The organism is Romboutsia sp. LXY-2, from assembly GCF_056171995.1.
Map to the genome: position 1 here is coordinate 469484 of NZ_JBKFGI010000003.1, position 26682 is coordinate 496165.

Annotated in this window: 23 protein-coding genes, 1 pseudogene and 1 riboswitch; of the genes and pseudogenes, 23 read left to right on the forward strand and 1 reads right to left on the reverse strand. The window is 28.6% G+C overall.

Features of this window, described 5'->3' with window-relative positions; translation table 11 throughout:
* Positions 1–52: 52 nt before the first annotated feature.
* From ACI48P_RS08000 to ACI48P_RS08095, 20 genes and pseudogenes are all read left to right on the forward strand, one after another.
* On the forward strand, positions 53–1378 hold the full coding sequence (locus ACI48P_RS08000) for a glycine/sarcosine/betaine reductase component B subunit (RefSeq protein WP_475214964.1): 1326 nt from the start codon (positions 53–55) through the stop codon (positions 1376–1378).
* Positions 1379–1393: 15 nt separating this feature from the next.
* Positions 1394–2704, forward strand: coding sequence for a betaine reductase selenoprotein B (grdH, locus tag ACI48P_RS08005; protein WP_475214965.1), 1311 nt, complete (start codon positions 1394–1396; stop codon positions 2702–2704).
* A gap of 74 nt (positions 2705–2778) precedes the next feature.
* The gene (locus ACI48P_RS08010; RefSeq protein ID WP_475214966.1) at positions 2779–4317 is read left to right on the forward strand and encodes a BCCT family transporter; all 1539 of its coding nucleotides are present in this window, start codon (positions 2779–2781) and stop codon (positions 4315–4317) included.
* Between the two features lie 17 nt (positions 4318–4334).
* Entirely contained in the window at positions 4335–4808 is a 474-nt protein-coding gene (gene grdA, locus ACI48P_RS08015; protein ID WP_475214967.1) for a glycine/sarcosine/betaine reductase complex selenoprotein A, read from the forward strand.
* Positions 4809–5002: 194 nt separating this feature from the next.
* Positions 5003–5989 carry an ornithine cyclodeaminase family protein gene (locus ACI48P_RS08020; protein ID WP_475214968.1) on the forward strand — a complete coding sequence of 329 codons (987 nt, stop codon included), beginning with the start codon at positions 5003–5005 and terminating at the stop codon, positions 5987–5989.
* 19 nt (positions 5990–6008) lie between these two features.
* A complete protein-coding gene (locus tag ACI48P_RS08025) occupies positions 6009–6221 on the forward strand; it encodes a tautomerase family protein (RefSeq protein ID WP_475214969.1) in 213 nt (70 codons plus the stop codon).
* Between the two features lie 71 nt (positions 6222–6292).
* The gene (gene ilvD, locus ACI48P_RS08030; protein WP_475214970.1) at positions 6293–7945 is read left to right on the forward strand and encodes a dihydroxy-acid dehydratase; all 1653 of its coding nucleotides are present in this window, start codon (positions 6293–6295) and stop codon (positions 7943–7945) included.
* Positions 7946–7997: 52 nt separating this feature from the next.
* A complete protein-coding gene (locus ACI48P_RS08035) occupies positions 7998–8798 on the forward strand; it encodes a TrmB family transcriptional regulator (RefSeq protein ID WP_475214971.1) in 801 nt (266 codons plus the stop codon).
* Positions 8799–8999: 201 nt separating this feature from the next.
* A complete protein-coding gene (locus tag ACI48P_RS08040) occupies positions 9000–9623 on the forward strand; it encodes a flavodoxin family protein (protein ID WP_475214972.1) in 624 nt (207 codons plus the stop codon).
* Positions 9624–9974: 351 nt separating this feature from the next.
* A complete protein-coding gene (gene abc-f / locus ACI48P_RS08045; protein ID WP_475214973.1) occupies positions 9975–11540 on the forward strand; it encodes a ribosomal protection-like ABC-F family protein in 1566 nt (521 codons plus the stop codon).
* 264 nt (positions 11541–11804) lie between these two features.
* Positions 11805–12863, forward strand: a complete 1059-nt coding sequence (vanG, locus tag ACI48P_RS08050; RefSeq protein ID WP_475214974.1) for a D-alanine--D-serine ligase VanG — start codon at positions 11805–11807, stop codon at positions 12861–12863.
* Between the two features lie 14 nt (positions 12864–12877).
* Positions 12878–13744 (forward strand): D-alanyl-D-alanine carboxypeptidase family protein, encoded by an 867-nt coding sequence (locus ACI48P_RS08055; protein WP_475214975.1) that lies wholly within the window; start codon positions 12878–12880, stop codon positions 13742–13744.
* Positions 13745–13746: 2 nt separating this feature from the next.
* Positions 13747–14820: pseudogene (locus ACI48P_RS08060) on the forward strand (acyltransferase family protein).
* Positions 14821–14836: 16 nt separating this feature from the next.
* Positions 14837–15979 carry a serine racemase VanT catalytic subunit gene (gene vanT, locus ACI48P_RS08065; protein ID WP_475214976.1) on the forward strand — a complete coding sequence of 381 codons (1143 nt, stop codon included), beginning with the start codon at positions 14837–14839 and terminating at the stop codon, positions 15977–15979.
* Between the two features lie 233 nt (positions 15980–16212).
* A complete protein-coding gene (locus ACI48P_RS08070; RefSeq protein ID WP_475214977.1) occupies positions 16213–16905 on the forward strand; it encodes a response regulator transcription factor in 693 nt (230 codons plus the stop codon).
* Positions 16895–18004, forward strand: a complete 1110-nt coding sequence (locus ACI48P_RS08075; RefSeq protein ID WP_475214978.1) for a sensor histidine kinase — start codon at positions 16895–16897, stop codon at positions 18002–18004. The genes ACI48P_RS08070 and ACI48P_RS08075 overlap by 11 nt, the downstream gene beginning before the upstream one ends.
* Before the next feature lie 257 nt (positions 18005–18261).
* Positions 18262–18537 (forward strand): CD3324 family protein, encoded by a 276-nt coding sequence (locus tag ACI48P_RS08080; RefSeq protein ID WP_475214979.1) that lies wholly within the window; start codon positions 18262–18264, stop codon positions 18535–18537.
* 116 nt (positions 18538–18653) lie between these two features.
* Entirely contained in the window at positions 18654–19364 is a 711-nt protein-coding gene (locus tag ACI48P_RS08085) for an MBL fold metallo-hydrolase (RefSeq protein WP_475214980.1), read from the forward strand.
* A gap of 360 nt (positions 19365–19724) precedes the next feature.
* On the forward strand, positions 19725–20525 hold the full coding sequence (locus ACI48P_RS08090) for an ABC transporter ATP-binding protein (protein WP_475214981.1): 801 nt from the start codon (positions 19725–19727) through the stop codon (positions 20523–20525).
* Positions 20515–22536, forward strand: a complete 2022-nt coding sequence (locus tag ACI48P_RS08095) for an ABC transporter permease subunit/CPBP intramembrane protease (protein ID WP_475214982.1) — start codon at positions 20515–20517, stop codon at positions 22534–22536. The genes ACI48P_RS08090 and ACI48P_RS08095 overlap by 11 nt, the downstream gene beginning before the upstream one ends.
* Before the next feature lie 84 nt (positions 22537–22620).
* Here ACI48P_RS08095 and ACI48P_RS08100 read toward each other — a convergent pair whose 3' ends face one another.
* Entirely contained in the window at positions 22621–23442 is an 822-nt protein-coding gene (locus ACI48P_RS08100; RefSeq protein WP_475214983.1) for a nitroreductase family protein, read from the reverse strand.
* 221 nt (positions 23443–23663) lie between these two features.
* Here ACI48P_RS08100 and ACI48P_RS08105 point away from each other — a divergent pair, with 221 nt between their 5' ends.
* The 3 genes from ACI48P_RS08105 (at position 23664) to thiC (ending at position 26622) form a co-directional block, all read left to right on the forward strand.
* Positions 23664–24548, forward strand: coding sequence for a LysR family transcriptional regulator (locus ACI48P_RS08105; protein WP_475214984.1), 885 nt, complete (start codon positions 23664–23666; stop codon positions 24546–24548).
* 202 nt (positions 24549–24750) lie between these two features.
* On the forward strand, positions 24751–25068 hold the full coding sequence (trxA, locus tag ACI48P_RS08110; RefSeq protein WP_475214985.1) for a thioredoxin: 318 nt from the start codon (positions 24751–24753) through the stop codon (positions 25066–25068).
* Between the two features lie 58 nt (positions 25069–25126).
* Positions 25127–25222, forward strand: a riboswitch (TPP riboswitch).
* 101 nt (positions 25223–25323) lie between these two features.
* Positions 25324–26622: a phosphomethylpyrimidine synthase ThiC gene (gene thiC / locus ACI48P_RS08115; RefSeq protein WP_475214986.1), complete on the forward strand. Its 1299-nt coding sequence runs from the start codon at positions 25324–25326 to the stop codon at positions 26620–26622.
* Positions 26623–26682: the final 60 nt, after the last annotated feature.

Consider the following 26682-nt stretch of genomic DNA (forward strand, 5'->3'; position numbering starts at 1 on the left):
TTAAGAAACAACAAATTGTAACAAATAAGAAAAAATCATGGAGGGGAATATTGTGAAATTAGAGTTTGGGAACTTTTATGTTAAGGACATTGTATTTGGTAAAGAAACATCTTTTAATAATGGGATACTTACCATAGATAAAGAAGATGTATTAAATTTTGTAAAATCAGATCAAAGAATAACTGATGCTGATTTACATATTGTAAATCCAGGAGATATGGTTAGATTATGTCCAGTTAAAGAGGCTATAGAGCCAAGAATAAAGTTAGATAAGAATAGTTTATTCCCAGGATATATTGGAGATATAGCACAGTGTGGTGAAGGAACTACTTATGCACTTAAAGATTGTAGTGTGTTAGTTGTTGGAAAGCACTGGGGAGGCTTCCAAGATGGACTTATAGACATGGGTGGGGAAGGAGCAGATTATACTTACTTCTCAAAACTTAAAAATGTAGTTTTAGTTGCTGATACAAACGAAGATTTTGAGAAAAAGGAACAACAAAAGAAAAATGATGCATTAAGAAAAGCAGGACATAAAATGGCAGAGTATATAGCTGAATGTCTAAGAGATTTACAACCTGATGAAGTGGAAACTTTTGAACTTGAGCCTATAACAAAGAGAAGTGAAGAAGTAAATAGTCTTCCAAGTGTGGTATTAGTATTACAAGGGCAATCTCAAATGGAAGAGATGGGATATAACGACTTAGTATATGGTTGGGATATGAATCATTTTGTTCCAACTCTAATGCATCCAAATGAAATACTAGATGGAGCTTTAATTTCTGGAAGCTTCATGCCATGTTCATCAAAATGGTCTACTTATGATATGCAAAATGCACCAATAATAAAAAGAATTTATAATGAACACGGAAAAAGTTTAAATTTCTTAGGTGTAATATTATCAAACTTAAATGTTGCCTTAGAACAAAAAGAAAGATCAGCTTTATTTGTTGCTCAAATAGCAAAATCTTTAGGAGCAGATGGAGCTATAGTTGCTGAAGAAGGATATGGTAATCCAGATGCTGACTTTGTTGGATGTGTAGTAGCTTTAGAAAATGCAGGAGTTAAGGTAGTAGGTTTAACAAATGAATGTACAGGAAGAGATGGAAATTCACAACCACTTGTTACTCTTGATGAAAAATTAGATGCAGTAGTTTCTTGTGGTAATGTATCAGAGCTTATAGAGCTTTCGGCAATGGATGTAGTACTTGGAGAATTAAAAGCATTAAGTAGAGATGGTCTTTCTGGTGGATGGTCAAATGATGAGATACTAGGACCTTCAGTTAGAGAAGATGGATCAATTATTATGGAAAATAACTCAATGTTCTGTGGAGACCAAGTATTAGGATGGTCAACAAAGACAATGAAGGAATTCTAGGAAGGGGTGCTAAAAATGAAAAAAGCTATATTATATCTTAATCAATTCTTTGGTCAAATAGGTGGAGAAGATAAGGCTGATTTTGAGCCAGAAATTAGAGAAGGACTAGTTGGTCCTGCACTACAACTTAATAAACTGTTAGAAAACGCAGAAATTACACACACAATAATATGTGGAGATAATTTCATGGGTTCAAATACAGATGAAGCAATAGATAAAATAATAAATTATCTTGAAGATAAAGAATTTGATATATTCTTTGCAGGTCCAGCTTTCCAAGCAGGTAGATATGGAGTTGCATGTGGACATATATGTAAGGCTGTTAAAGAAAAGTTTGGTGTAGAAGTAGTAACATCAATGCACATAGAAAATCCTGGTGTAGAAATGTTTAAAAAAGATATGTATATATTACAGGGTGGAAACAGTGCAGGAAAGATGAGAAGTGACCTTTCTACTATGGCTAAATTAGGAAATAAAGTAATTAATGGCGAAGAAATATTAGATGCAAATACTGAAGGAATTTTTGAAAGAGGAAAAAGACATCAAGCTTTTAGAGACGATAAGATAATGGCATCAGATAGAGCAGTAGAAATGCTTATAAATAAATTAACGGGAAAAAGCTATAAGACTGAACTTATAGTACCAAAAATTGATAGAGTGCAAATAGCTGATGCAATAAAAGATATAAGCAAAGCAAAAATAGCATTAGTAAACACAGGTGGAATAGTACCAGTAGATAATCCTGATAGAATACAATCTGCTTCAGCAACAAGATGGGGAAGGTATGATATATCTAACTTAGAATCTTTACAATCAGGAGTATATAAAACTATACATGCAGGATTTGACCCAGCTGTAGCAGATGATAATCCAAATGTAATAACTCCTATAGACTCTCTTAAAAAGTATGAAAATGAAGGTGTAATAGGTAAATTACATGATTACTTCTACACTACTGTTGGAACAGGTACAACACAAGGTGAAGCTAGCAAAATGGCTAAAGAAATAATACCATTTTTACAAAGTGATAATGTAGATGCAATAATCATGGTTTCTACATGAGGCACTTGTACTCGTTGCGGTGCAACGATGGTAAAAGAATTTGAAAAAGCTGGATTCCCAATTGTTCAAATGTGTAACCTTATTCCAGTAGCAAAAACAGTAGGAGCAAATAGAATAGTACCGACTATATCTATACCATATCCTATGGGTAACCCATCATTATCAAAAGAAGAGCAATTTACAATGAGACATAATATGGTTAAAACAGCTTTAGATGCCTTATGTACAGAAATAGAAGAACAAACTGTATTTAAACACAAATAGTTATCTACCTATCATCTTGTTTATTCATTTAGTTTATTTAAGTAGACTTTATTACTAAAAATATAGGGGGAACTATGATAAGAGCTGATGAGAAAAAAAATAAGGTAGATAATAAAGTATTTTATTCATCATTGATTATTACTATACCCATATGTCTATGGGCTGTAATAGATGGTGAAGGTTTAGGTAAAGTAGTATCAAGCGCTTTTGATTTTTTTACATCAAAATTTTCCTGGCTATACTTATTATCTATGATGATATTTGTAGTATTTGCAATATGGCTAGCCTTTAGTAAGTTTGGAAATATAAAGCTAGGTCCAGATGATTCAAAACCTGAGTATAAGACTGGTTCATGGTTTGCTATGCTATTTGGTGCAGGTATGGGTATTGGTCTAGTATTCTGGGGCGCTGCTGAACCAATATCACATTTTATATCACCTAAAGAAGGTATAGATCCTGCAAGTATTGAGGCAGCAAAGTTTGCTATGAAGTCATCCTTCTTACACTGGGGAGTTCATCCTTGGGCAGGATACAGTATAATAGGACTTTCTCTAGCATATTTCCAATATAGAAAAGGAAAGTCAGGATTAATAAGTCAATTATTTGAACCATTACTAGGAGATAAAGTTAATGGTCCAATAGGTGTAGTAATAGATACTTTAGCAGCCTTTGCTACAATAGCAGGGATTGCAACATCACTAGGTTTAGGTACATTACAGATTAATAGTGGTCTTAGTTATTTATTTGGTTTACCTAATAATGCTATGACTCAACTATCAATTATAGCAATAACAACAATAGTATTTATATGGACTGCAGTGTCAGGTATAGACAAAGGTATGAAAATTTTATCTGATATAAACTTGCTTACTGCATCATTACTGACTTTAGCTGCACTTTTAGTAGGTCCTACATTAAATATTATAAATACTTTTGTAAGTACTTTTGGTAACTATACTCAAAATATTCTTGTTGATAGTATGAATATAAGTGTATATGGAGACAATTCATGGCTTAGCAGTTGGACAGTTTTTTATTGGGCTTGGTGGATAGCTTGGGCTCCTTTTGTAGGAACATTCATAGCTAGAATATCAAAAGGAAGAACTATAAGAGAATTTATTCTAGGAGTTATGTTTGCTCCAGCTTTAGCATCTTTTGTATTCTTCTCAATATTTGGGACGCTAGGAATAGATTTATTTATGAATGGAACTATTGATTTAGCACAGTTAACAAATATGTCATCAGATGTATCAATTACACTGTTTGAAGTATTATCACATTATGATTTTGGATTTATTTTATCTATTGTAGTAATATTCTTATTACTAACATTCTTTATTACGTCAGCAAACTCAGCTACTTTTGTATTAGGAATGTTCACTTCAAATGGAGATTTAAATCCATCAAATAAAAGAAAGATTATGTTAGGATTAATGCAGTCTTTACTAGCAGTTAGTTTATTATTAACAGGTGGACTTAATGCCCTACAAACATCATCATTATTAGCAGCATTTCCATTTGTATTTATAATGATATTTGCTTGTATATCACTAACTAAATCCTTATTAGAAGAAAAGGTTCCTGAAAATAAAAAAGAAAAAATAAAATCATAGATATTGGAGGAGAGATAGTGAGCTTATTAGAAAATAAAAAAGTAATTATTATAGGCGATCGAGATGGTATACCAGGTCCAGCTATAGAAGAATGCGTTAAGACAGTTAATGGCACAGAAGTAGTTTTTTCATCAACAGAATGTTTTGTCTGAACGGCTGCTGGGGCTATGGACTTAGAAAATCAAAACAGAGTTAAAGAAGCTGCTGAAAAATATGGTGCAGAGAATGTTTTGATATTACTAGGTGCTGCTGAAGCCGAAGCTGCAGGTCTTGCAGCTGAAACAGTTACTGCTGGAGATCCTACATTTGCAGGTCCACTTGCAGGTGTAGAATTAGGATTAAAGGTGTTCCATGTTGTTGAACCAGATATGAAAGAATTATTTAATGAATCTGTTTATGAGGAACAGATAGGAATGATGGAAATGGTTTTAGAGGTAGATGAGATAGTAGATGAGATGACAAATATAAGAACTCAGTATTGTAAGTATTAAAAATTAATAAATATCCCTGATGTAAAAAAAGCTATGGTTATCATAGCTTTTTTTATTTACTAAATAATAATTAATAATTATATTATAAAAAATCTTATAATTGACATTTGTTAAAAAATTGATACACTTAAATTAACAATAGTAGTAACCAAAAGGAACTACTAAAATCATATTCATAAATTAGGGGGATCAAAATGTTATTATTATCAAAGAGAGATATAAAAAAAGTATTCACTATGAGAGATGCTATAGAAACTAACAAAGAAGCTTTCAAGTTATTTTCTCAAGGTAAAAGTGAGGTGCCACTAAGAACAACAATTCAAGCACCTAATCACAATGGCGTATTTTTATTTATGCCATCATATGTAGAAGATTTAGATGTAGCTGGACTTAAAGTCGTTAATATTTTCCCAGAAAATGTTAAAGAAAATTTACCAACAGCACCAGCTCAAGTTTTATTAATAGATGGAAAAACAGGAATAGTAAGTTCAATACTAGATGGTACTTATGTAACTCAACTTCGTACAGGAGCATCTTCAGGTGCAGCATTTGATTTATTTGCAATAAAAGATGCTAAGGTTGGAGCTTTAATAGGTACTGGTGGACAAGCTGCGGCTCAGTTAGAAGCGATGATGGTATCTCGTGACTTAGAAGTAATAAAGGTATACGACTTAGATGAAGAAAGAACAAATGCTTTTGTTGAAAGAATGAAAGAAGACCTTAAAGAATATAAAACAGAAATTATTAAAGCTAACTCTTCAGATGAAGCAATTGATAATGCTGATATAATAGTTACTGTTACTCCATCAACAAAACCAGTATTTGACGGAACAAAAGTTAAAAAAGGAGCAACAATAAGTTGTGTAGGAGCATATCAACATCATATGCAAGAACTAGACCCTGCTGTACTTCCAAGAACATCTAAAATATACTTTGACTCAGAAGAAGCTGTATTATCAGAAGCAGGAGATATATTAATACCATTAGAACAAGGAATAATAACAAAAGAAGATTTTACAGGGGATATAGGAGATGTATTACTTGGTAAAGTAGTAGGTCGTGAAAATGATGATGAAATAATAGTTTATGAAAATGTTGGAATAGGAGTTTTAGACTTAATGACTGCAAGAGCAATTAACCTTAAAGCTAAAGAAGCAGGAATAGGAACAGAGTGGGAATAAATTTTAAGGAGGAATAATCATGCCACATATAGTAGTAAAAATGTATCCTGGAAGAAGCGAAGAAGTAAAAGAGGACTTTGCAAAAAAGGTACAAATGTTAACAGTACAAGAATTTGGATGTCAACCAGGACATGTATCAGTATCTGTTGAAGATATATCACCAGAAAATTGGAAAGATGAAGTAGTTGACCAAATAAAAGCTGAAGATTTAATAATTGAACCTAACTTCTAAAAATTAATATAAAATATCTTGGGAAAATATAAAACATTAAATTATAACAATATTCAAAGGGGAGAAATGTTATGGGAACTAATGGAGCATATTGGAATGGACCAAAGGCAACACATAGACGTGTTATGTTAAAGGCTGCAGGATATACAGATAAGGATATAAAACAAAAACCACATATAGGTGTAGCAAACTCTTTTATGGAAGGATCTCCAGGAAGTGCACACCTTAGACAAATTACTGAAGCTGTAAAGCAGGGTATATGGGCAGCAGGAGGAATTCCTGTAGAGTTTGGAATACCTGCTACTTGTGGTAATGTTGCAAATGGAGCTGAAGAATTAAAGTACGAACAAGTAGGTAGAGACATTGTTTGTATGTCAGTAGAATTTGTTTCTAAAGTTCATCATTTTGATGGTATAGTAATGGTTGCATCATGTGATAACATAATAGCTGGTACATATTTAGCTGCAGCTAGACTTGATATTCCAGCAATGGTAGTAACAGGTGGTTCTATGCAACCAGGTAATTACTGTGGAAAACAAGTTGTTGAAGCTGAACTAGATGTTGCTGTTTTAGCTGGTGAAGATGAATTAGTACTTTCAGACATGGAAGAACATGTATGTCCTTCATTTGGAGCTTGTCCTTCAATGGGTACTGCAAATACTATGCAAATGCTAGGTGAAGTAATGAACTTAGTAATACCAGGTACAGGGACAATACCTGCTTCTGATAATATGAAAATAAGAAAAGCTAGAGAAGCTGGAAGTTTTGCAGTTGATCTAGTAAAATCAGGACGTAAGCCATCAGAGTTAATTACTAAAGAAACATTAATGAATGCAATTATGTTTGATATGGCAGTTGCAGGTTCAACAAATGCAGTACTACATATATTAGCTATAGCATATGAACTTGGTATAAAAGTAGCTATGGAAGACTTTGAAAAATATGCAAAGGAAATTCCATGTATAACAGGAGTAATACCAAGTGGACCTTATACAGTGGTAGACTTCCACTATGCTGGTGGTGTAAAAGCTGTAATGAAAATGATAGAAGATAAATTATATACAGATGTACCAATAATAGATGGTAGAACATGGAAAGATATATTAGATAAAGTAAAAGTTGAAAGTTCAGATATAATAAGAAGTTTAGAGGATCCATTATTTAATGAACCAGGACTGCAAGTACTTAGAGGTAACTTATCTCCTAATGGTGCAATAGTAAGACCGACAGGAGTTCCAGAAGAAATGAAGTACTTTAAAGGTAAAGCTAAAGTTTTCTCAAATGACTTTGAATCTTTAGCAGCTATTGAAAATGGAGATATAGTACCAGGAGATGTAATAGTAATTCGTTATGAAGGATGTAAAGGATCTCCAGGTATGAAAGAAATGATGTTAACAACTGATGCCCTTGTAGGATATGGACTTCATAAAAGTGTAGGATTAGTTACAGATGCAAGGTTTTCAGGATTTAACTATGGTGCAATAGTAGGTCATGTTTCTCCAGAAGCTTATGATGGAGGTACTATTGCTTTAGTAGAAAATGGAGACGTAATAATAGTAGATACTATTAAAGGTGAAGTAACACTAGATGTTTGTGATGAAGAGTTAGCAAGAAGAAGAGAAAACTGGGTATGTCCACCACTTAAAGAAGAAAAAGGGTGTCTTGCATTATTTGCTAAAAACTGTAGACCTGCAGAAGAAGGCGGAGCAATGCAACCATGGTAAAAAGCATAAATAAAGGTATTTATGAGTATTTGAATATATGGGAGAATAATTAATGATAGATGAAAAAATAAACTTATTAAATAAAATAGGTTTAAATGATTCAGAGGCTAAAGTATATTTAACTTTAGTAAAAGAAGGAAGTATCTCAGGATATGAAGCAAGTAAGCTATCAGGGGTACCTCGTTCAAAAATATATATAACACTAGAGTCATTAGTGAGGAAAGGCTTTGTACTATTCTCTGAAAATGATTCAGTAACAAAATATGCTTCAGTATCAATTGAAGAGGTTTCTGAAAGAATTAAACATGAAACTAATAACACTTTAGATGAATTATCCATCCAATTAAAAGATTATGGTTCAGTTACTGACTTAGACTATATTTGGCATATAAAAGAATATAAAAATGTATTTGCTAAATGCAGAAATATGATTAAAAATACAAAACATGAACTGCTAATTCAAATTTGGGAAGATGATATACAAGAAGTTTACGATGAGCTTAAAGAATTAGATAAAAATGATGTAAATGTAGGTGTTGTTCTCTTTAGTGAAGATGAAGGTCTTATGCTACCTTTTAAAAACTGTGTAAAACATGGTATGTTAAAAGATAAGTACGAAGAAATGGGAGGTCGATTTATTACCCTTGTTTCTGATAAAAAAGAAGTAGTCTTTGGGCAAATACTTAGTGAAAACGTAGCTGAGGTTATTTGGACAGAGTCAAAGCCAATGATATCTATGGCTTCAGAGTGTGTTCGCCATGATATGTACTTCTATAAAAGTGCTAGTATATTTAAAGACGAAATGCAAAAAGAACTTGGTAGTGATTACTCAAAGATTAGGGGGATATTCTAAAGCTTAGTTCAAATATTAAAAAGAGCTACAATAAAAATTGTAGCTCTTTTTTGATTAAACATAGGTTATCTTACTAAACATTCTCTATAAAATAATATGGATAAATGTAATTTTAAATTATTTATAGTTGCAAATATAATAAGAAATAACTAGTCTTAATATTATAGACATAAATATTATGATGGAAAATGGAGGAATTATATGAAAGTATTATTAGTAAATGGAAGCCCTAATAAAAAAGGATGTACATATACAGCTCTTGAAGAATTATCAAAAACTTTGAAAGAAAATGGAATTAATACTGAAATATTTCAACTTGGAAACAAACCTATAGGTGGATGTATTGCCTGTGGTTCATGTAAGAAAACTGGAGAATGTTTTACGGAAGATATAGTAAATGAGTTTGTTGAAAAAGCTAAGTTAGCTGATGGATTTATATTTGGTTCACCTGTTTACTATGCATCAGCATCTGGTTCAATAATATCTTTCCTTGATAGAGTATTTTATAGTGGCAGTAAACATCTTGCATTTAAACCAGGTGCAGTTATCTGTAGTGCTAGACGAGGTGGAACAACAGCAACTTTTGATCAATTGAACAAATATCTTTCAATTTCAAATATGCCTATCGTAAGTTCTCAATATTGGAATATGGTTCATGGAAACAATCCTGAAGAAGTAAAACAAGACTTAGAGGGACTTCAAATAATGAGGGTTTTAGGGAGAAATATGGCTTGGATAATAAAATGTATAGAGTTAGGGAAAAATAATAATGTTTTAAGACCTGAGTTAGAAGAACGATTAGCTACAAACTTTATTAGAATTTAGAAAAATATTAATATGTACTTGAAATAAATATAGTTTACTACTATAATAATTATTAAAATAAACATAGAGGTGATTAGATAAAATGAACAATTAATCTTATTCAAATTAACAATCAGATAGTTTTAATAGGTAAAAGCATCATAATAGATGTTTTATTAACAAAGCCTATAAACTACTTAAAGTTAAGGATAAGATTAAATATTATAACATAATCATCATTAAGTACTAGCTAATACAGCTTTTATTTACATGTCATAAATTTGTATAATATAACTTTCTTTTCTTTGGGTAGTAAAAATACCATAGAGCTAAGGAAGTTTTTTTATTTCCTTAACAAAGGAGATGATAATTATGGCACAAATTAAAATAAATAACTTGAGTTTTCAATATGATACACATGGTGAAGATATATTCAAAAATGTATCAATAAATATAGACACAGATTGGAAGTTGGGTTTTATAGGAAGAAACGGGAGAGGAAAGACCACATTTTTAAAGCTCCTAAAAGGAGATTATAAGTATAGTGGTAAAATTACAAGTCACGTAAATTTTGATTACTTCCCTATGGAAGTAGAAGATCATGGGAAGTATGCATTAGAGGTAATGAGAATAGCCATCGCACCTTTTACAAAATGGGAAGTTGAAATGGAAAAGTATATGAAAGATCCTAAGTATATTAAGGACTATGGTGATATTTTAGATAAGTATATAGAAAATGACGGATATATTATAAATGAAATGATAGAAAAAGAAGTAAGGAAAATAGGGCTAGAACCAGATATATTAAATAGAACATTCAATACCTTAAGCTCCGGAGAACAAACAAAATTACTTTTAGTAGCTTTATTTTTAAGAAAGAATAACTTCTTATTAATAGATGAGCCTACCAATCATTTAGATGCAGAAGGTAGGGATTGTGTGGCAAATTACTTAGAAAATAAGAAAGGCTTTATATTAGTTTCACATGATAGAAATTTTTTAGATAAAATTGTTAATCATGTCTTATCAATTAACAAAAGTAATATTGATATTCAAAAAGGTAATTACTCCACTTGGCAATTAAACAATGATAGAAGAGATGAATTTGAAAAAGCAGAAAATGAAAAACTTATAAAAGAAATAAAACGATTAAAAATAGCATCAAAACAAAAAGCAGGATGGTCTAATAAACTTGAAGCAACAAAAATTGGTTGTGGACCTGTAGATAGAGGGTTTATTGGACATAAGGCTGCTAAAATGATGAAGAGAGCAAAATGCATTGAAAAGCGTCAAAATAAAGCAATAGAAGAAAAGTCTAAGCTTCTTAAAAACATCGAAAATACAGAAAAACTAAAAATTGGAAATATAAGTGGAAACTGTGAAAAATTACTTAAAGTTATAGATTTACAGATAATATATGAAAAAGAGCTTTTTAAACAACCACTAAGTTTTAATATAGAACCTGGAGATAGAGTATGGCTAAGAGGTAAAAATGGAAGTGGTAAATCAAGTATATTAAAATTAATAATGGGAGACGAAATTAAATACACTGGATATTTTAATAAAAGTGATAATATCTCATTTGTATCTCAAGATACAGGATATTTAAAAGGAAATATAAGAGATTTTTCTAAAAATAGAGAAATAGAAGAACAGAAACTAAAAAGTAGTTTAAATCAATTAGGAATTAACAACACTCAATACGAAAAGAATATTGAAGAATGGAGTGAAGGTCAAAAAAAGAAGTTGCTTATTGCTGCTAGTTTGAGTGATTTTGCAAAGCTTTATATTTGGGATGAACCATTAAACTTTATTGATGTAATATCTCGTATACAAATAGAAAACATGATACTAGAAGAAAATCTAACTATCCTTTTTGTAGAACATGATCAATGCTTCGGAAATAGAATTGCTACTAAAATTATAGATCTGCTATAAGTAAATTAACAATAGATAGATATAGAATATGAATCATATAAGTATACAAATAGGCTATGTTTTAATAATTATTATTAAAACATAGCTTTTTTTATTATATCTACATATAGATAATTATTAATTCAACTTAAGAATTGAAAATAAAAACTTAAGAAAACTTAAGATTTACTTATAAATCTCTTAATCTTTAAATCTTAGAATAGTCTTATAGGAAAATAAATAACTAATTTAACATACTAAACTAAAATTTAAGGAGAAATAAAAATGAAAAATGTATTAATAATATTTGGTGGAAAATCTAATGAATATGAGGTTTCTTTAAAATCATCATCAGCAGTTATAGATAACATAGATAGAAGTAAATATAATGTATCAATGATAGGAATTACTAAAGATGGAGAATGGTCAAGTTTTAGTGGAACTACTGAAGAAATAAGAAATAACACATGGTTTGAAAATAAAAATTGTAAAAAAGCATATATATCACCATGTACAAGTCATAAAGGTTATGTAGAGATAGACAACAATGAAATAAAAGAATACGCTATAGATTTAATATTCCCAGTGGTACATGGTAAAAATGGTGAAGATGGAACACTACAAGGATTATTAGAATTATCAGGGATTCCCTTTGTAGGTTGTAAAACACTATCATCATCAATTTGTATGGACAAGGCAATAGCTCATAATATAGTAAAAGAAGCTGGTATAAACGTAACAAAATCATTAATAGTATTTGAAGATGAAGATAATGTTATTGAAAAAATAAAAGAAAAAAATATGAAATTACCAATTTACATAAAACCTGCAAAATCAGGATCATCAATTGGTATAACAAGAGTTGAAAGATTAGAAAAAATAGATGACGCAATAAAAGAAGCATTCGCCCACGATAATAAAGTTGTATTAGAAGAAGCAATAGATGGATTTGAAGTTGGTTGTGCAGTCCTTGGACAAGGTGATGTAATAGTTGGAGGCGTTGATGAAATAGAGTTAACTAGAGGATTCTTTGACTTTAATGAAAAGTACAATCTAGAAACTTCAAAAATTCATACTCCTGCTAGAATAAGTAATGAAAAAACAGAGGAAGTAAAAAAGACTGCTACAAAAATTTATAAGCTACTTTCTTGTGAAGGTATATCAAGAGTAGATATGTTTATAGATAAAAAAGGGGATATATTCTTTAACGAAGTTAACACTATACCAGGATTTACAGCAAATAGTAGATATCCTAAAATGATGAACTTAATAGGATTAAGTTATACAAAATTAATTGATAAATTAATAGAAGTTACTTTAGTAGAAGAACTTATAACAGTTTAAGAGGAATATTACTTATGAATGAATTAATTAAAGAATCTAAATACAATTACTCCATATTAAATAAAGTAAAAGACTTAATAAGTTTAAAGGATAATGATGAATATATAACACTAAAACTAACTAATAAGGAGCTATACTCTGGTAGCTTAATATTAGTAAACAAAGATAATGAGTTTAGACAAGGGATAGTAAGCATACTATCTTTAGATAATGATTATTTTGAAATTTATGGGAAAAAGCCAATATATATAAATGAGTTAATGGTAAAACCTCTTTTAAACTTAATAGATGATATAGATGGAAAGAAAAAACTAGTGGCAGTAAGTGGCTATAGAAGTGAAGAAGAGCAAAGAAGAATATATAAAGATTCTATACTAGAAAATGGAATAGAATTCACAAAAAAATATGTTGCTAAACCTAGACAAAGCGAACATCAAACTGGATTAGCAATTGACTTAGGTGAGGTATTAGAAAACGTAGATTTTATATGTCCTTCTTTTCCTAACCATGGTATATGTAAAGAATTTAAAGAATTAGCCCAGGACTACGGTTTTATAATGAGATATAAAAAAGACAAAGAAAAAATAACAAATATATCAGAAGAAGTATGGCACTTTAGATATGTAGGTGTACCTCATTCAAAAATAATGAATGAAAATAATTTTTGCTTAGAAGAATATATAGATTACTTAAAAAACTTTAAATATAAAAGAAACTCTTTAAAGTTAATATATAACGGATATAAAGTGGAAATATTTTATGCTGAAAAACTAAATAAAATAACAGAAGTAAAGTTATTGAAAAGTAAAAAATATAATGTATCAGGTAATAATGTAGATGGATTTATTGTTACTCTCTTTGAAGAATTAAAGGAGTTATAAATATGATACAAAAAACAAAATATGGATATATAGACTTGTTTAAGTTTGTTGCATCATTACTTGTAATAACTATTCATACAGATCCTTTAACAACTTATAGCATAGCAGGAAACTTTATACTTACAAGAGTTCTTGCAAGATTAGCAGTCCCATTCTTTTTCATCTGTGCAGGCTATTTATTTTCTTTAAAATTGACTGATAACAAAATAGAAAATAATAAACTATTGTTTTCTTATTTATAAAGAATTTTTAGTATTTACTTGATATCAATAATAATATACATTCCAATAAATATATATAATGGGTACTTTACTAGTGATTTTAGTTTAATAAGTATACTGAAAGACATAATTTTTAATGGAACAATGTATCATTTGTGGTACCTTCCAGCATTAATCTTAGGTATGTGTATTGTATTTATATTAATCAATAATTTTAGTATAAATACCTCATTAATAATTACTATAGTTTTATATATTCTTGGATTATTAGGTGATAGTTATTTTAAAATAACAAGTAGTATAGATTTATTAAATAATTTATATAGTAATATGTTTTTAGTGTTTGATTATACAAGAAATGGTATATTCTTTGCACCAATATTTATATTACTAGGTTTTAAATTCACAAAATTTGATAATAAAGAAAATGACAAATTGAAAGATGAAGATAATAAATATAGTACAAAAAACAAAGGATTTATAAAGGATTTAATTTTGTTTTTATTATTAATTATGCTTTTAGGTATAGAAGCTACACTATTAAAAACATTTGACATACCTAAACATGACAGTATGACAGTTTTTTTAGTGCCAGCAGTATATCTATTATTTAAAATATGTATAGATCTAAAAAATAAAAGTATGAAAAAATTAAGAGACATAAGCTTATATATTTACATTCTACATCCAATGATTATTATTTTAGTGAGATTAATAGGTAAAATAACTAAAACCACATATATTCTAATAAATAATAGTTTAATAAATTATATTTCAGTAACTTTAATATCTATTTTGGTATCAGTAGTATTAGTAAATATAAATGATAAATTAAAAGTTAAAAATAATAATTAATTATGAGGAAACTACTATGAACAATTTTAAAAATGTTAATAAAGATAACTTAAGAGCGTATAGAGAAATAAATCTTTCAAATATAGAGCATAATCTACTTAAAATCCAATCTATATTATCTGATGGGTGTAAAATAATGGGTGTTATTAAAGCAGATGCATATGGACATGGAGCAGTAGAAGTAGCTACTCACTTAGAAAGCTTAGGCGTAGAACACTTTGCAGTAGCAAGCCTTGATGAAGCAATAGAATTAAGGAATGCTAATATAAATGGTGAAATATTAGTACTTGGATATACACATGTTAATAGAAAAAAAGATTTGATGTATTATGATATATCTCAAACTATAGTAAACTTTAGCTATGCAAACATGCTTTGTGAAAGTGATGGACAAGTTAAGGCTCATATAAAATTAGATACAGGTATGAATAGACTAGGAACAAAAAAAGAAGACATTGAAGAGTTAATTAATATATATAATAGTAATAAACTTAAGGTTATGGGAACATTTAGCCATTTATCAAGGGCAGATAGTTTATTAGAAGAAGATATTGAGTTTACAAAAAAACAAATTAATAGATTTTATGATATAATAGACTTGTTGGAAAAAAACAACATAAATCTAGGTAAAATACATTTACAAAGTAGTTATGGTATTACAAATTACAGAGAATTAAGATGTGATTTAGTAAGACCAGGAATAATCTTATATGGTGTTTCAAGTAGTCCTTATGATGATAGCATAGAAGACCTAAATCTTAAGCCTGCATTATCTTTAAAATCTAAAGTTGGATTAGTAAAAAATATAAAGAAAAATGAAACAGTAGGATATGGAAATAACTTTACAGCATCTAAAGACTCTAAAATTGCTATAGTAACTATTGGATATGCTGATGGGTATCCAAGAGGACTTTCAAAACAAAACTTTAATGTCTTAATAAATGAAAAAGAAGCTAGTGTTATAGGAAATATTTGTATGGATCAAATGTTAGTTGATGTAAGTCATATTGATGATATTAATATGGGTGATACTGTAACATTAATAGGTAAAGATGGAGATAAATATATTTCTATAGATAAGATAAGTAAGTTAACCAATACCATTAATAATGAAACACTTACAGGTATAGGTCAAAGAGTTTGTAAAGTATATATTTAATTTGATTTTATTATAGGTGTATTTTAGAAATAATCTAAAATACACCTTTCTTAATGTAGATATATTTATAATTAAAACTTAAGAATTCTTAATATTTACTTATAAATATCTTAATATCTATTTTATAAAATTAAACTACTAGCCGAAGTTACTGAATATATTTACCAGTAAGGAATAACTTAAGAAGAATATATATAAAATAAATTATATTGTAGAGTAAGGAGAGAAGTAAATTGAAAAATACAATACTTGTAGTAGATGATGAAGCAGAAATAAGGAATCTGTTGGAAATATATTTGTTAAATGAAGGTTATGAAGTATGCAAAGCAAGCAATGGAGAAGAAGCATTAGAGATTATTGAGCAAAAGGATGTTCATCTTATTGTACTAGATATAATGATGCCTAAGATGGATGGAATAGAAACATGCAAAATAATACGTGAAAAAATGAGCGTACCGATAATTATGCTAAGTGCAAAATCTGAAGATATGGATAAAATTCAAGGTATAATGACTGGTGCAGATGATTATTTGACAAAGCCATTTAATCCTTTAGAGCTTACAGTTAGAGTAAAAGCTCTTTTAAGACGAGCATACTATTTTACTAATAGAACGGACAGCAATAAAGACTTAATTTTAATAGAATCATTAAAAATAGACAAAATCAATCATATAGTGGCTGCAGATGACAATGAGATACAGCTTACATCGAGAGAATTTGATATCTTATATTTACTAGCAAGTCATAGAGGAAGAGTGTTTAGCACAGAAGAAATATTCTCACGCGTATGGGACGAGCAATACTACCAATCTAATAATACGGTTATGGTTCATATGAGCAGGATAAGAGAGAAAATAGAAAAGCACATGGGTGGAAGTAAAGTTATTCATACAGTATGGGGGGTAGGCTATAAAATTGAAAAATAAAACTAGATATATATTTAAAGTATATAAATATATTATTACTCAGATTTTATTAATAGGAGTAAGTTTTCTGTTAGCCATATTTGTAAATGCCATGTTTTATGACTTAGTTAGAGTTATATTGGATATAAGAATAATAGGACCTTTATTGAGAATTATAGTTAATAATTTAGGACCATTCGAATACTATATTGGTATGGCGATTATGTTAATATTTGTTGTTTTTATATATGTGCTAATATCTTATAGAACCAATAAGAATATAGCAAATTTAATGGAAAGTGTAGAAATAATGGCTAATGGTGACTTAGACAAAAGAATAAATGTAAAATCTAGTGATGATGTAGGAAAAGTAGCAAGTAATATTAATCATATTATAAAACAATTAGAAGATATTACAGTTGAAGAAAGAAAAGCTCAACAAACTAAAACCGACTTAATAACAAATGTTTCACATGACCTTAGAACACCGTTAACATCAATAATCGGATATTTAAATCTTATAGAAGAAGATAAGTATAAAGATGAAGTTCATTTAAGATATTATACTAGAATAGCATATGAAAAATCAAAAAATTTAAATGTATTAATTAATGATTTATTTGAGCTTACTAAGCTTCAAAATAGATCGTTGTCACTTAATAAAGTTGATATAAACTTAGTAGAATTAATAGGTCAGGTAATATCTTATCTAGAGTATCAAATAAGTGAAGCTAATGTGAAAGTAAGAATTAATTTTTCAGATGATAGACTTATAGTAAACGCAGATCCAGATAAATTAGTTAGAGTATTTGAAAACTTAGTAACAAATGCAATAAAATACGGCAATGAAGGAAAATATATTGATGTTGTAACAAAAAAAGATGATAAGTTTGCGGTCGTAGAAATAAAAAATTACGGAGAACCAATACCACAAGCTGACATCCCTTTTATATTTGATAGATTTTACAGAGTAGAAAAATCAAGGAATAGAAATGATGGTGGTTCAGGTTTAGGACTAGCTATAACTAAAAACTTAGTAGAAGCACATGATGGAAAGATTATACTTAATAGTGATTATGGAGAAACTAAGTTTATAATAAATCTTCCAATAGAAGATTAAAAAAGTATGATTAAATAATTTTAATAACCTTAACCATAGTAAAATCTACTATGGTTTTTATTTTTATGATAATATACTTAGTGAAAGGAAGTGTAAATATGATTAGAAAATCTAAATTGGTAATTGAATTAGGCTCCAAGCAAAGACTATAACAAAATGTTAAGTTGTTTGGGGCCATAAAATAGATATGGTCTATATGTTTTGTGCAGTCTTTGCGATAACTATTTGTTAATTAAAATAGAATAGGAGTAAAGATTATGAAGTATAAAAAAGCACAAGAGATATTACCGAAGCATTTACTTGAATTAGTGCAAGAATATGTAGATGGTAGTTATTTGTATATACCTACAAAACAGGACACGAAAAAATCCTGGGGAGAAAATAGTGGGTTAAAAAGAGAATTAAGTAAAAGAAATAAAGAGATTTTTAATAAATATATAAATGGTGTAAAAATAAAAGAATTAGTTAATGAATACTACCTTACGGAAAGTAGTATTAGAAGAATAATAAAACAAGAAAAGAATGCTTTATAAGCATTCTTTTTTATTCCTATCAACTTTAATTCAGAAATGTTTATAATAGTAATATTTCAGTTATATAATGATATAATTTTATTTATAATATAAAAATTGTTGAAGGAGTAAGTAAAATGAATAAAATAAATATACTAGAAATACCATTTAATTCTAATGGTATGATTGATAAAATATATCCAGTAATATTAGAAGATGATAAAGAGATGATACTTGTTGATTGTGGTTATCCAAATTTTTTAAAACTAATAGAAGAATGTTCTCAAAAAAATAATATTGATTTAGGTAAATTAACAAAACTGATAATAACTCATCATGACTTTGACCATATGGGATCTGCCAAAGCTTTTAAGCTAAAGTATCCTAATCTTAAAATTATATCTTCATCTAAAGAAGAAAATTATATCAATGGAAAATGTAAATCACTAAGGTTACAACAAGCTGAAGGAATTTACGATAGCCTTTCAGATGATGATAAAAAAGGGGCACTAAGCTTTCAGAAAATACTTAAGGATATTGAACCAGTTAATGTAGATATTAAAGTGAAAGATAAAGATATATTTGATTGGTGTGGAGGATTAGAAATAATAGAAACACCCGGTCATATGCCAGGACATATATCTTTATATCTAAGGGAAAGTAAGTCATTAATATGCGGTGATGCTTTAGTTATTGAAGGTAATAAACTTGTAATAGCTAACCCGCATTATACACTAGATATGGAAAGAGCTAAGCAATCAGTAAAAAAGCTATTAAATTATGATATTAATAAAGTTATTTGCTATCATGGCGGCATTTATAAGGGCAAAATAGAAGTAGATATATAATTAATTATCACTAATCCCAGAAGTAAAAAAAATCATAAGTGTTCATAATGGAGAGATAAAAATTTACAGTATAATAGGGGAAGGAACTTCTATAGATATCAGATTATAATCTTGGTATTTATTGTAATATAGGCACAAAATATATACAATTAAATAAGTTTACGCAAATTTTGATTACAATAACAATAGAGATATTGAGACAAAAAAATGTTAAGTAATATAAATTATAGCTTAGAGGTTAAACTCTAAGCTTTTTACGTTAATAATCTAACTAAATAAACTAAATAATTGAAGAAAATGGTATAGAAGGCTACAATAGAACTAATAGCAAAAATCAACTTGTTTGAAGGGGGGAATATTATGGAGACTGTAATAGAAGTAAAAAATTTATCAAAAGTCTTTACTAGAGTTGTAAAAGATGAAAAAAGTAAATTAAAAAAACTAAAAACAAAAAAAGAAGAATTTTTAGCAGTGGACAATGTAAATTTCACAGCAAAGGAAGGTGAGATTATAGGAATACTTGGTCCAAATGGTGCAGGAAAAACCACACTACTAAGAATGCTAGGTGGAATATTAAGCCAAAGTAGTGGTAGCATAAATGTTATGGGCTATGATTATGAGAAAGATAAAGATAAAGCAAAAAGAGAAATTGGGTATTTATCAGGAAATACTAAACTGTATGGAAGAATATCACCAAGAGAGCTTTTAAGTACCTTTGCAAGCTTATATGAAATGCAAAAAGATGAGATTCCAAATGCCATAGAGAATGTATGTGAAATAATGAATATGAGCAAATTTATAGATAATAGAATAGAGAATTTATCTACAGGTCAAACTCAAAGAACATCAATAGCCCGTTGCCTTATTCACTCACCTAAATTATATATTTTTGATGAGCCTACATTAGGACTTGATGTAATAAGTAGTCAATCAATAATAGATTTTATGAAAAGAGAAAAGAAAAATAAAAAAACAGTACTTTACTCAACGCATTATATGGAAGAAGCTGAAAGTCTTTGCGATAGAATCATTATGATACATAAAGGTAAGATAATAGCTCAAGGAAATGCTACAGAGCTAAAAAAACTTACTAATTCTACAAACTTAAGAGACACATTTATAAAACTTGCCAATGAAAGAGGTGAGTTACATGAGGACTAAAATAATATTTGAAATCTTTAAAAAAGAAATGCTAGATATTTTAAGAGATAAAAAAAGCTTGTTTATGATGATAGTCTTGCCTATTATATTATATCCATTAATTTTAGTAGGTTTTTCACAAATACTTATGATGAGTATGAACTCTATGGAAAGCCAAGAAGTAATAGTTGCCTTTGATAAAGATGTAAACAAAGAATTAATAAATAGGTTTTCTAATTATAATAATAGTAATGAAGATAGTGAAGGCATAAAAATAATAGATTCAAAAGACTATGAAAAAGAAATAGAAGAAGGCCAACTAGATGCATATATTAAAGAGGAAAATATAGAAAATAAAATAAACTATAAAATATACACTAGTAACTCCAATGATAAGTCTTTAGCAGTACAAAGTAAAATTGATGAAATATTATTAGAATATAAAGATTCAATAATTAGAGGCAAATTAGAAAATGAAGGTTTAGATTCTGAATATATATTGAATCCAGTAAGTTATCAAAATATAGATTTAGCAAAAAGCGAAGAAAAAGCAGGATATCTATTAGGTCAGATATTACCATTTATTCTTATAATGGGAGTATTACTAGGTGCAATATACCCAGCAATAGATGTTATGGCAGGAGAAAAGGAAAGAGGAACATTAGAGACATTGCTTACTTTGCCAATATCGAACTTAGAGCTTATTATAGGTAAGTACCTTTCTGTATCTTTTAGTGCTATTGTAACAGCAATACTAAATATATTATCAATAGCATTGACTCTTGGATTTATGGCTTATTCTCAAGACTTAGCAAATTCTATGGCCATAGAAAGTTTTGATATTACAAAACTAATTGGACCAATAATAGTATGTATAATATGTGTATGTTTATTTGCAATGGTAGTATCAGCTATTAGTTTGTGTATTTGTTCCTTTACAAAAAGCTTTAAAGATGCACAAAACTATGTTACTCCACTTATGTTATTAATTATGATACCATCTTACGCTTGTATGCTTCCAACTTTAAAATTGACTTCTACAACAGCAGTAATTCCTGTAGTAAACATATCATTATTAATAAAAAGTGTAATGTCATTTAATAGTGATTTAGGATTAATATCATTAGTATTAGTTTCAAATATTGCTTTTGTTATTTTATCAGTAGTAGCCTTATCTAAAATATTTAACTCTGAGGAAGTATTATTTGGAGAAAACAAAAGCTTCTCATTCTTAGAAAAAAGATCAAACATCAAAAAAGGAACAATGCCTGCTCCTAGTGATGGTATAGTACTTTATGCAACAGCTCTGCTTGCATTAATTTATGTTGGTAGTATAGTTCAAATGAAATTTAAAATGGCAGGAATAGCCATGACTCAAGGAATGCTTTTATTATTACCATTATTACTTGCTTATTATATTAAAGCTGATTTTAAAAAGGTATTTAGTATAAAACTACCTTCGATAAAACATGTTTTTGGCTCTATAGTTCTTTGGATTGGTGGATATATAATAGCTCTATTAGTATCACAAATATTATTATATTTATTCCCAAGTAACCAAGAAGTTGTGGAATCCTTAAATAAAGCATTATTTATGGAAAACTCATTTATTATTAACTTAATAGTAGTAGCTCTTTTACCAGCAATTTGTGAAGAACTTCTATTTAGAGGATTTATATTTAAATCATTTAATAAAAATGATAAATCACCTAAGAGAGCTATAATATTTAGTGCTATATTATTTGGATCAATGCATATTGACTTTATAAGAATGGTTCCAACAACAATTTTAGGTTTAGTTTTAGCATATAGCGTTTATAAGTCTGGCTCAATATTTGTTGCTATGATGATCCACTTATTAAATAATGGATTATCAGTAGTAGTAACGCACTTAACAAATCAATCTAGTAGTATTGAAGTATCACAAATAAATGCAATATCATTAATACAATCTATTCAAATGATATTAATAGGGATAGTATTTTTATATTTAGGAAGATTACTATTAAAAGATAAAAAGATAAAAAGATAGTTATATATAAGAAAAAAGGTCTGTATTTACAGACCTTTTTGTTTATTTTTTATAGCTTTATAATAACTATTTTTCTATATATATTTACATCCAAGAAACTGATACATCTTTTCTTGGAACTGTTCTTTGGTATTTAACAGCAGGATATCCTATTACCATAGCAGTGATTATTTGTTCTTCACCTTGTAATCCTAAGAATTCTCTCATTTTCTCATTTCCTTGAGATGCTCTTACTAAGAATCCACTATAGAAAGTACCAAGACCTAAAGCATTAGTCATAAGTTCCATATTTGTAGAAGCAAGACCTCCATTTATCGGAGTCTTAGAAACTACAAGTATTACAGCTGGAGCATTAAAGAACACTCTATCATTTTCTTTAGGGTTTTTCTTATAACTTTCATACATTGAAACCCACATTCTTGCATATTTTTCAAATTGCTTTGTTTTTTCATTTAAGTTATTAAGTAAGTATTGACCTTGACCGTGTAATGCTTCTAAAGTTATTTCTTTAAGTTTTTCTAAATCATCTCTTACTACAATATATGAGACATCTTGACTATTCGTTGAAGTTTGAGTAAATCTTCCAGCTTCTACTATTTTATTAAGCTTTTCTATTTCTACATCTTTAGCTTTAAATTGTCTAGTTGATCTTCTAAATTTAATAAAGTTTAATAAATTATCACTATCAACATCAAATTTCTCTTTATCGTATTCTATAACATCATCCATGTTATATTCGTCTGTAGTAATAGCATACTTAGGGCATATTGCTACACAGTGACCACACTTTATACAATTATTATTATTAATATCTGCTTTATTATCTACTAATGATATACACCTTGTAGGACAGTCTTTAATACATAATTCACATGAAATACATTTTTCTTTGTTTACATTCATCATAATATTTAATCTCCTCAAATAAGAATTTGACATAAATTAATAAAATATCTATAATTATTAATTATAGTTTATTTACTATGTTTTTAATTATAGCATTGGTAAATCAGTAATGTCTAATTGAAAATTTTCATACTTATATAACTATTGGTTATATAAACTGTATATAAAACCAATTTATGAAATTATTATAAAATATTTTCTATACTATTAAAGGAGGTAATATGAACTTACAACAGTTAGAGTATTTTAAAACTATTGCAGAAACAGAAAACTTCACTATAGCATCACAAAAATTAGCAGTATCTCAGCCTGCCTTAAGTAAAGCAATAGCAAAATTAGAAGAAGAGCTTGAAGTACCGCTTTTTAAAAAAGAAGGTAGAAATATAAAGCTTACATCCTTTGGAAATATATTTTTAAATCATATAAGTAAAGCATTAGAAGAAATAGAAAAGGGTATAAAGGAATTAAAAAAAATAACCGATGCTGATACGGGAACAATTTCAATTTCTTCAACTTCTAACGTTGGTACGTACTTTATGCCTCTTGTAATTAGTGTATTTTTTAATAATAATCCTAATGCTAAATTCCAGTTTAATTATCAATCAAGAGTAGATATGTTAATGGATTTAAAAAATAGTAATATTGAATTATGCTTTTTTGATACACAAGATTCTATTTCAGAAAATAGCGACATAGAATTTATTCCAATAAAAAAAGAAGAATATGTTTTAATAGTTCCTAAAAATCATAAACTTGCAAATGAAGAAGAAGTTTCTTTAAAAGACTTAAAAGACGAGTATTTTGTTTCATCATGTGAAATAAATGAAGATAAAATGCAGTGGTATAAAAATTCATTAGGATATATACCAAAGATTTCAATTAAACCAAGCAGTTCTACTATATTTGAAGGTTTGGTAGCTACTGGTGCAGGAATAAGTATTATACCTAATACGCCCTTAATAAATAAAAATTTAGTATCAGTAATTAAAATTAAAGAAGAAATAAAAAACAGTATAATATATATGGGTTGGATGAAAAATTCATATCTTTCACCTATATGTAAATCCTTTAAAGACTTTGTAATTTCATCAGATTATGGTAAATAAGAGTTAGCATATACTAACTCTTATTTACGTATAAAAAGCGTTATTATAAAGTAAATATAATCGAAATGGTTTACATAATTTAGTTATAGTTAATTTTAAAAAGATATATTTATTTAATGTATAATAAAAACACAAATGAAAAACCTATTATTACTATATGAATTTCTGAATTTATATTAACAAAATAAAAGGAGAGTAAAAGATGGCTAATATAATAAACACAAATGAATTTGTAAATGAAGTAGAATATAAAGAAGGAGTGGTTGTAGTTGATTTCTTTGCAACATGGTGTGGACCTTGCAAAATGCTTTCACCAGTATTTGAATCATTAGCAGAAGAAATGGAAGACAAAGCAGATTTCTTTAAAGTTGATATAGATGAAAGCATGGATCTTGCACAAAAATTTACAGTAACTACAGTTCCAACTGTAATAGTTTTTAAGGATGGTAAAGAAAAAGATAGATTAGTAGGATTTATTCCTGAAAAAAGCTTAAAAGAAAAAATTGAAGAATACATATAAATCTAATAATTTAATTGATTTTTGTAAAGAATAGAGTTACAATACAATTGTAAAATAAAATATTAGCTAGGGGTGTCGAAAGACTGAGAGATGAAAATCAACCCTTGTACCTGATCTGGATAATGCCAGCGTAGGAAAGCAGATTTATATACTTTTTTGTAATGTAATCAAAAAGCTATGTTCCTATGTGGAATATAGCTTTTTTTAGTATATAAAACTCTCAATCAAGGTATAGCTAAAAATTAGGGGGATAAAATGAATTACTCAACACAAATGGATGCTGCAAAAAAAGGAATAATAACAAAAGAAATGCAAATTGTTGCTACTAAAGAAAGTAAAAAAATAGAGGAAATATTAGAATTAGTAGCAAAAGGACAAATAGCAATACCAGCAAATAAAAATCATAAATCATTAAGTGCTGAAGGTGTTGGAAAAGGCTTAAGAACTAAAATAAATGTTAATTTAGGAATATCTAAAGACTGCTGCGATTATGATAAAGAATTAGAGAAGGTTAGAGTAGCACTTAATATGGGAGCTGAAGCTATAATGGACCTTTCTAATTATGGAAAAACAGAAGGTTTAAGAAAGAATATAGTTAATATGTCAAGTGCAATGATAGGTACTGTGCCTATGTATGATGCCATTGGGTTTTATGATAAAGAATTAAAAGATATTACAGTAGACGAATTTTTTAAAGTAGTTGAGAAACATGGAGAAGATGGTGTGGATTTTATTACTGTACATGCCGGTCTTAATAGAGAGTCTGTTGAAACCTTAAAAAGAAATAAAAGATTAACTCATATAGTTTCAAGAGGTGGATCTCTTTTATATGCTTGGATGGAGCTAAATAATGCAGAAAATCCTTTTTATGAGTATTATGATAGACTACTAGAAATATGTGCACAGTATGATATGACAATATCTTTAGGAGATGCTTTAAGACCTGGTTCAATAAATGATGCAACAGATGCCTGCCAAATAAAAGAATTAATAACATTGGGAGAGCTAACTAAAAGGGCTTGGGAGAAAAATGTACAAATAATAGTAGAAGGTCCTGGTCATATGGCTATAAATGAAATAGAAGCCAATATGGTACTTCAAAAGAAGCTTTGCCATGGAGCACCTTTTTATGTATTAGGTCCAATAGTAACGGATGTAGCTCCAGGATATGACCATATAACTTCTGCAATAGGTGGAGCAATAGCAGCAACCTATGGTGCAGACTTCTTATGTTATGTAACTCCAGCAGAGCATTTAAGACTTCCTGATTTAGACGATATGAAAGAAGGAATAGTAGCAGCTAAGATTGCAGCCCATGCAGCAGATATAGCCAAAGGAGTTAATGGTGCAAAAAATTGGGACTATAAAATGAGTAAAGCAAGAGCTGATATTAACTTTGATGAAATGATAAATTTAGCTCTAGATCCAGAAAAGCCAAGAAAATATAGAGAAAGTTCAATACCTGATGAGAAGGAAAGCTGTACTATGTGTGGTAAAATGTGTTCGATGAGAACTATGAAAAAATTAATGAATGGTGAAAATCCACAACTATAATAAATATTAAATATAATTAAGGGTACCTAGAAGTACCCTTAATTTATTTTATCTTAAAGA

Excerpts from the sequence above, each read along its gene's own strand:
- trxA (WP_475214985.1), top strand. The coding sequence starts at position 24,751 with ATGGCTAATATAATAAACACAAATGAATTTGTAAATGAAGTAGAATAT.
- ACI48P_RS08055 (WP_475214975.1), top strand. The coding sequence starts at position 12,878 with ATGAATGAATTAATTAAAGAATCTAAATACAATTACTCCATATTAAAT.
- ACI48P_RS08100 (WP_475214983.1), bottom strand. The coding sequence starts at position 23,442 with ATGATGAATGTAAACAAAGAAAAATGTATTTCATGTGAATTATGTATT.
- ACI48P_RS08035 (WP_475214971.1), top strand. The coding sequence starts at position 7,998 with ATGATAGATGAAAAAATAAACTTATTAAATAAAATAGGTTTAAATGAT.
- vanT (WP_475214976.1), top strand. The coding sequence starts at position 14,837 with ATGAACAATTTTAAAAATGTTAATAAAGATAACTTAAGAGCGTATAGA.
- ACI48P_RS08085 (WP_475214980.1), top strand. The coding sequence starts at position 18,654 with ATGAATAAAATAAATATACTAGAAATACCATTTAATTCTAATGGTATG.
- vanG (WP_475214974.1), top strand. The coding sequence starts at position 11,805 with ATGAAAAATGTATTAATAATATTTGGTGGAAAATCTAATGAATATGAG.
- ACI48P_RS08080 (WP_475214979.1), top strand. The coding sequence starts at position 18,262 with ATGAAGTATAAAAAAGCACAAGAGATATTACCGAAGCATTTACTTGAA.
- abc-f (WP_475214973.1), top strand. The coding sequence starts at position 9,975 with ATGGCACAAATTAAAATAAATAACTTGAGTTTTCAATATGATACACAT.
- ACI48P_RS08095 (WP_475214982.1), top strand. The coding sequence starts at position 20,515 with ATGAGGACTAAAATAATATTTGAAATCTTTAAAAAAGAAATGCTAGAT.
- ACI48P_RS08010 (WP_475214966.1), top strand. The coding sequence starts at position 2,779 with ATGATAAGAGCTGATGAGAAAAAAAATAAGGTAGATAATAAAGTATTT.
- ACI48P_RS08090 (WP_475214981.1), top strand. The coding sequence starts at position 19,725 with ATGGAGACTGTAATAGAAGTAAAAAATTTATCAAAAGTCTTTACTAGA.
- ilvD (WP_475214970.1), top strand. The coding sequence starts at position 6,293 with ATGGGAACTAATGGAGCATATTGGAATGGACCAAAGGCAACACATAGA.
- ACI48P_RS08025 (WP_475214969.1), top strand. The coding sequence starts at position 6,009 with ATGCCACATATAGTAGTAAAAATGTATCCTGGAAGAAGCGAAGAAGTA.
- ACI48P_RS08040 (WP_475214972.1), top strand. The coding sequence starts at position 9,000 with ATGAAAGTATTATTAGTAAATGGAAGCCCTAATAAAAAAGGATGTACA.
- ACI48P_RS08105 (WP_475214984.1), top strand. The coding sequence starts at position 23,664 with ATGAACTTACAACAGTTAGAGTATTTTAAAACTATTGCAGAAACAGAA.
- thiC (WP_475214986.1), top strand. The coding sequence starts at position 25,324 with ATGAATTACTCAACACAAATGGATGCTGCAAAAAAAGGAATAATAACA.
- ACI48P_RS08020 (WP_475214968.1), top strand. The coding sequence starts at position 5,003 with ATGTTATTATTATCAAAGAGAGATATAAAAAAAGTATTCACTATGAGA.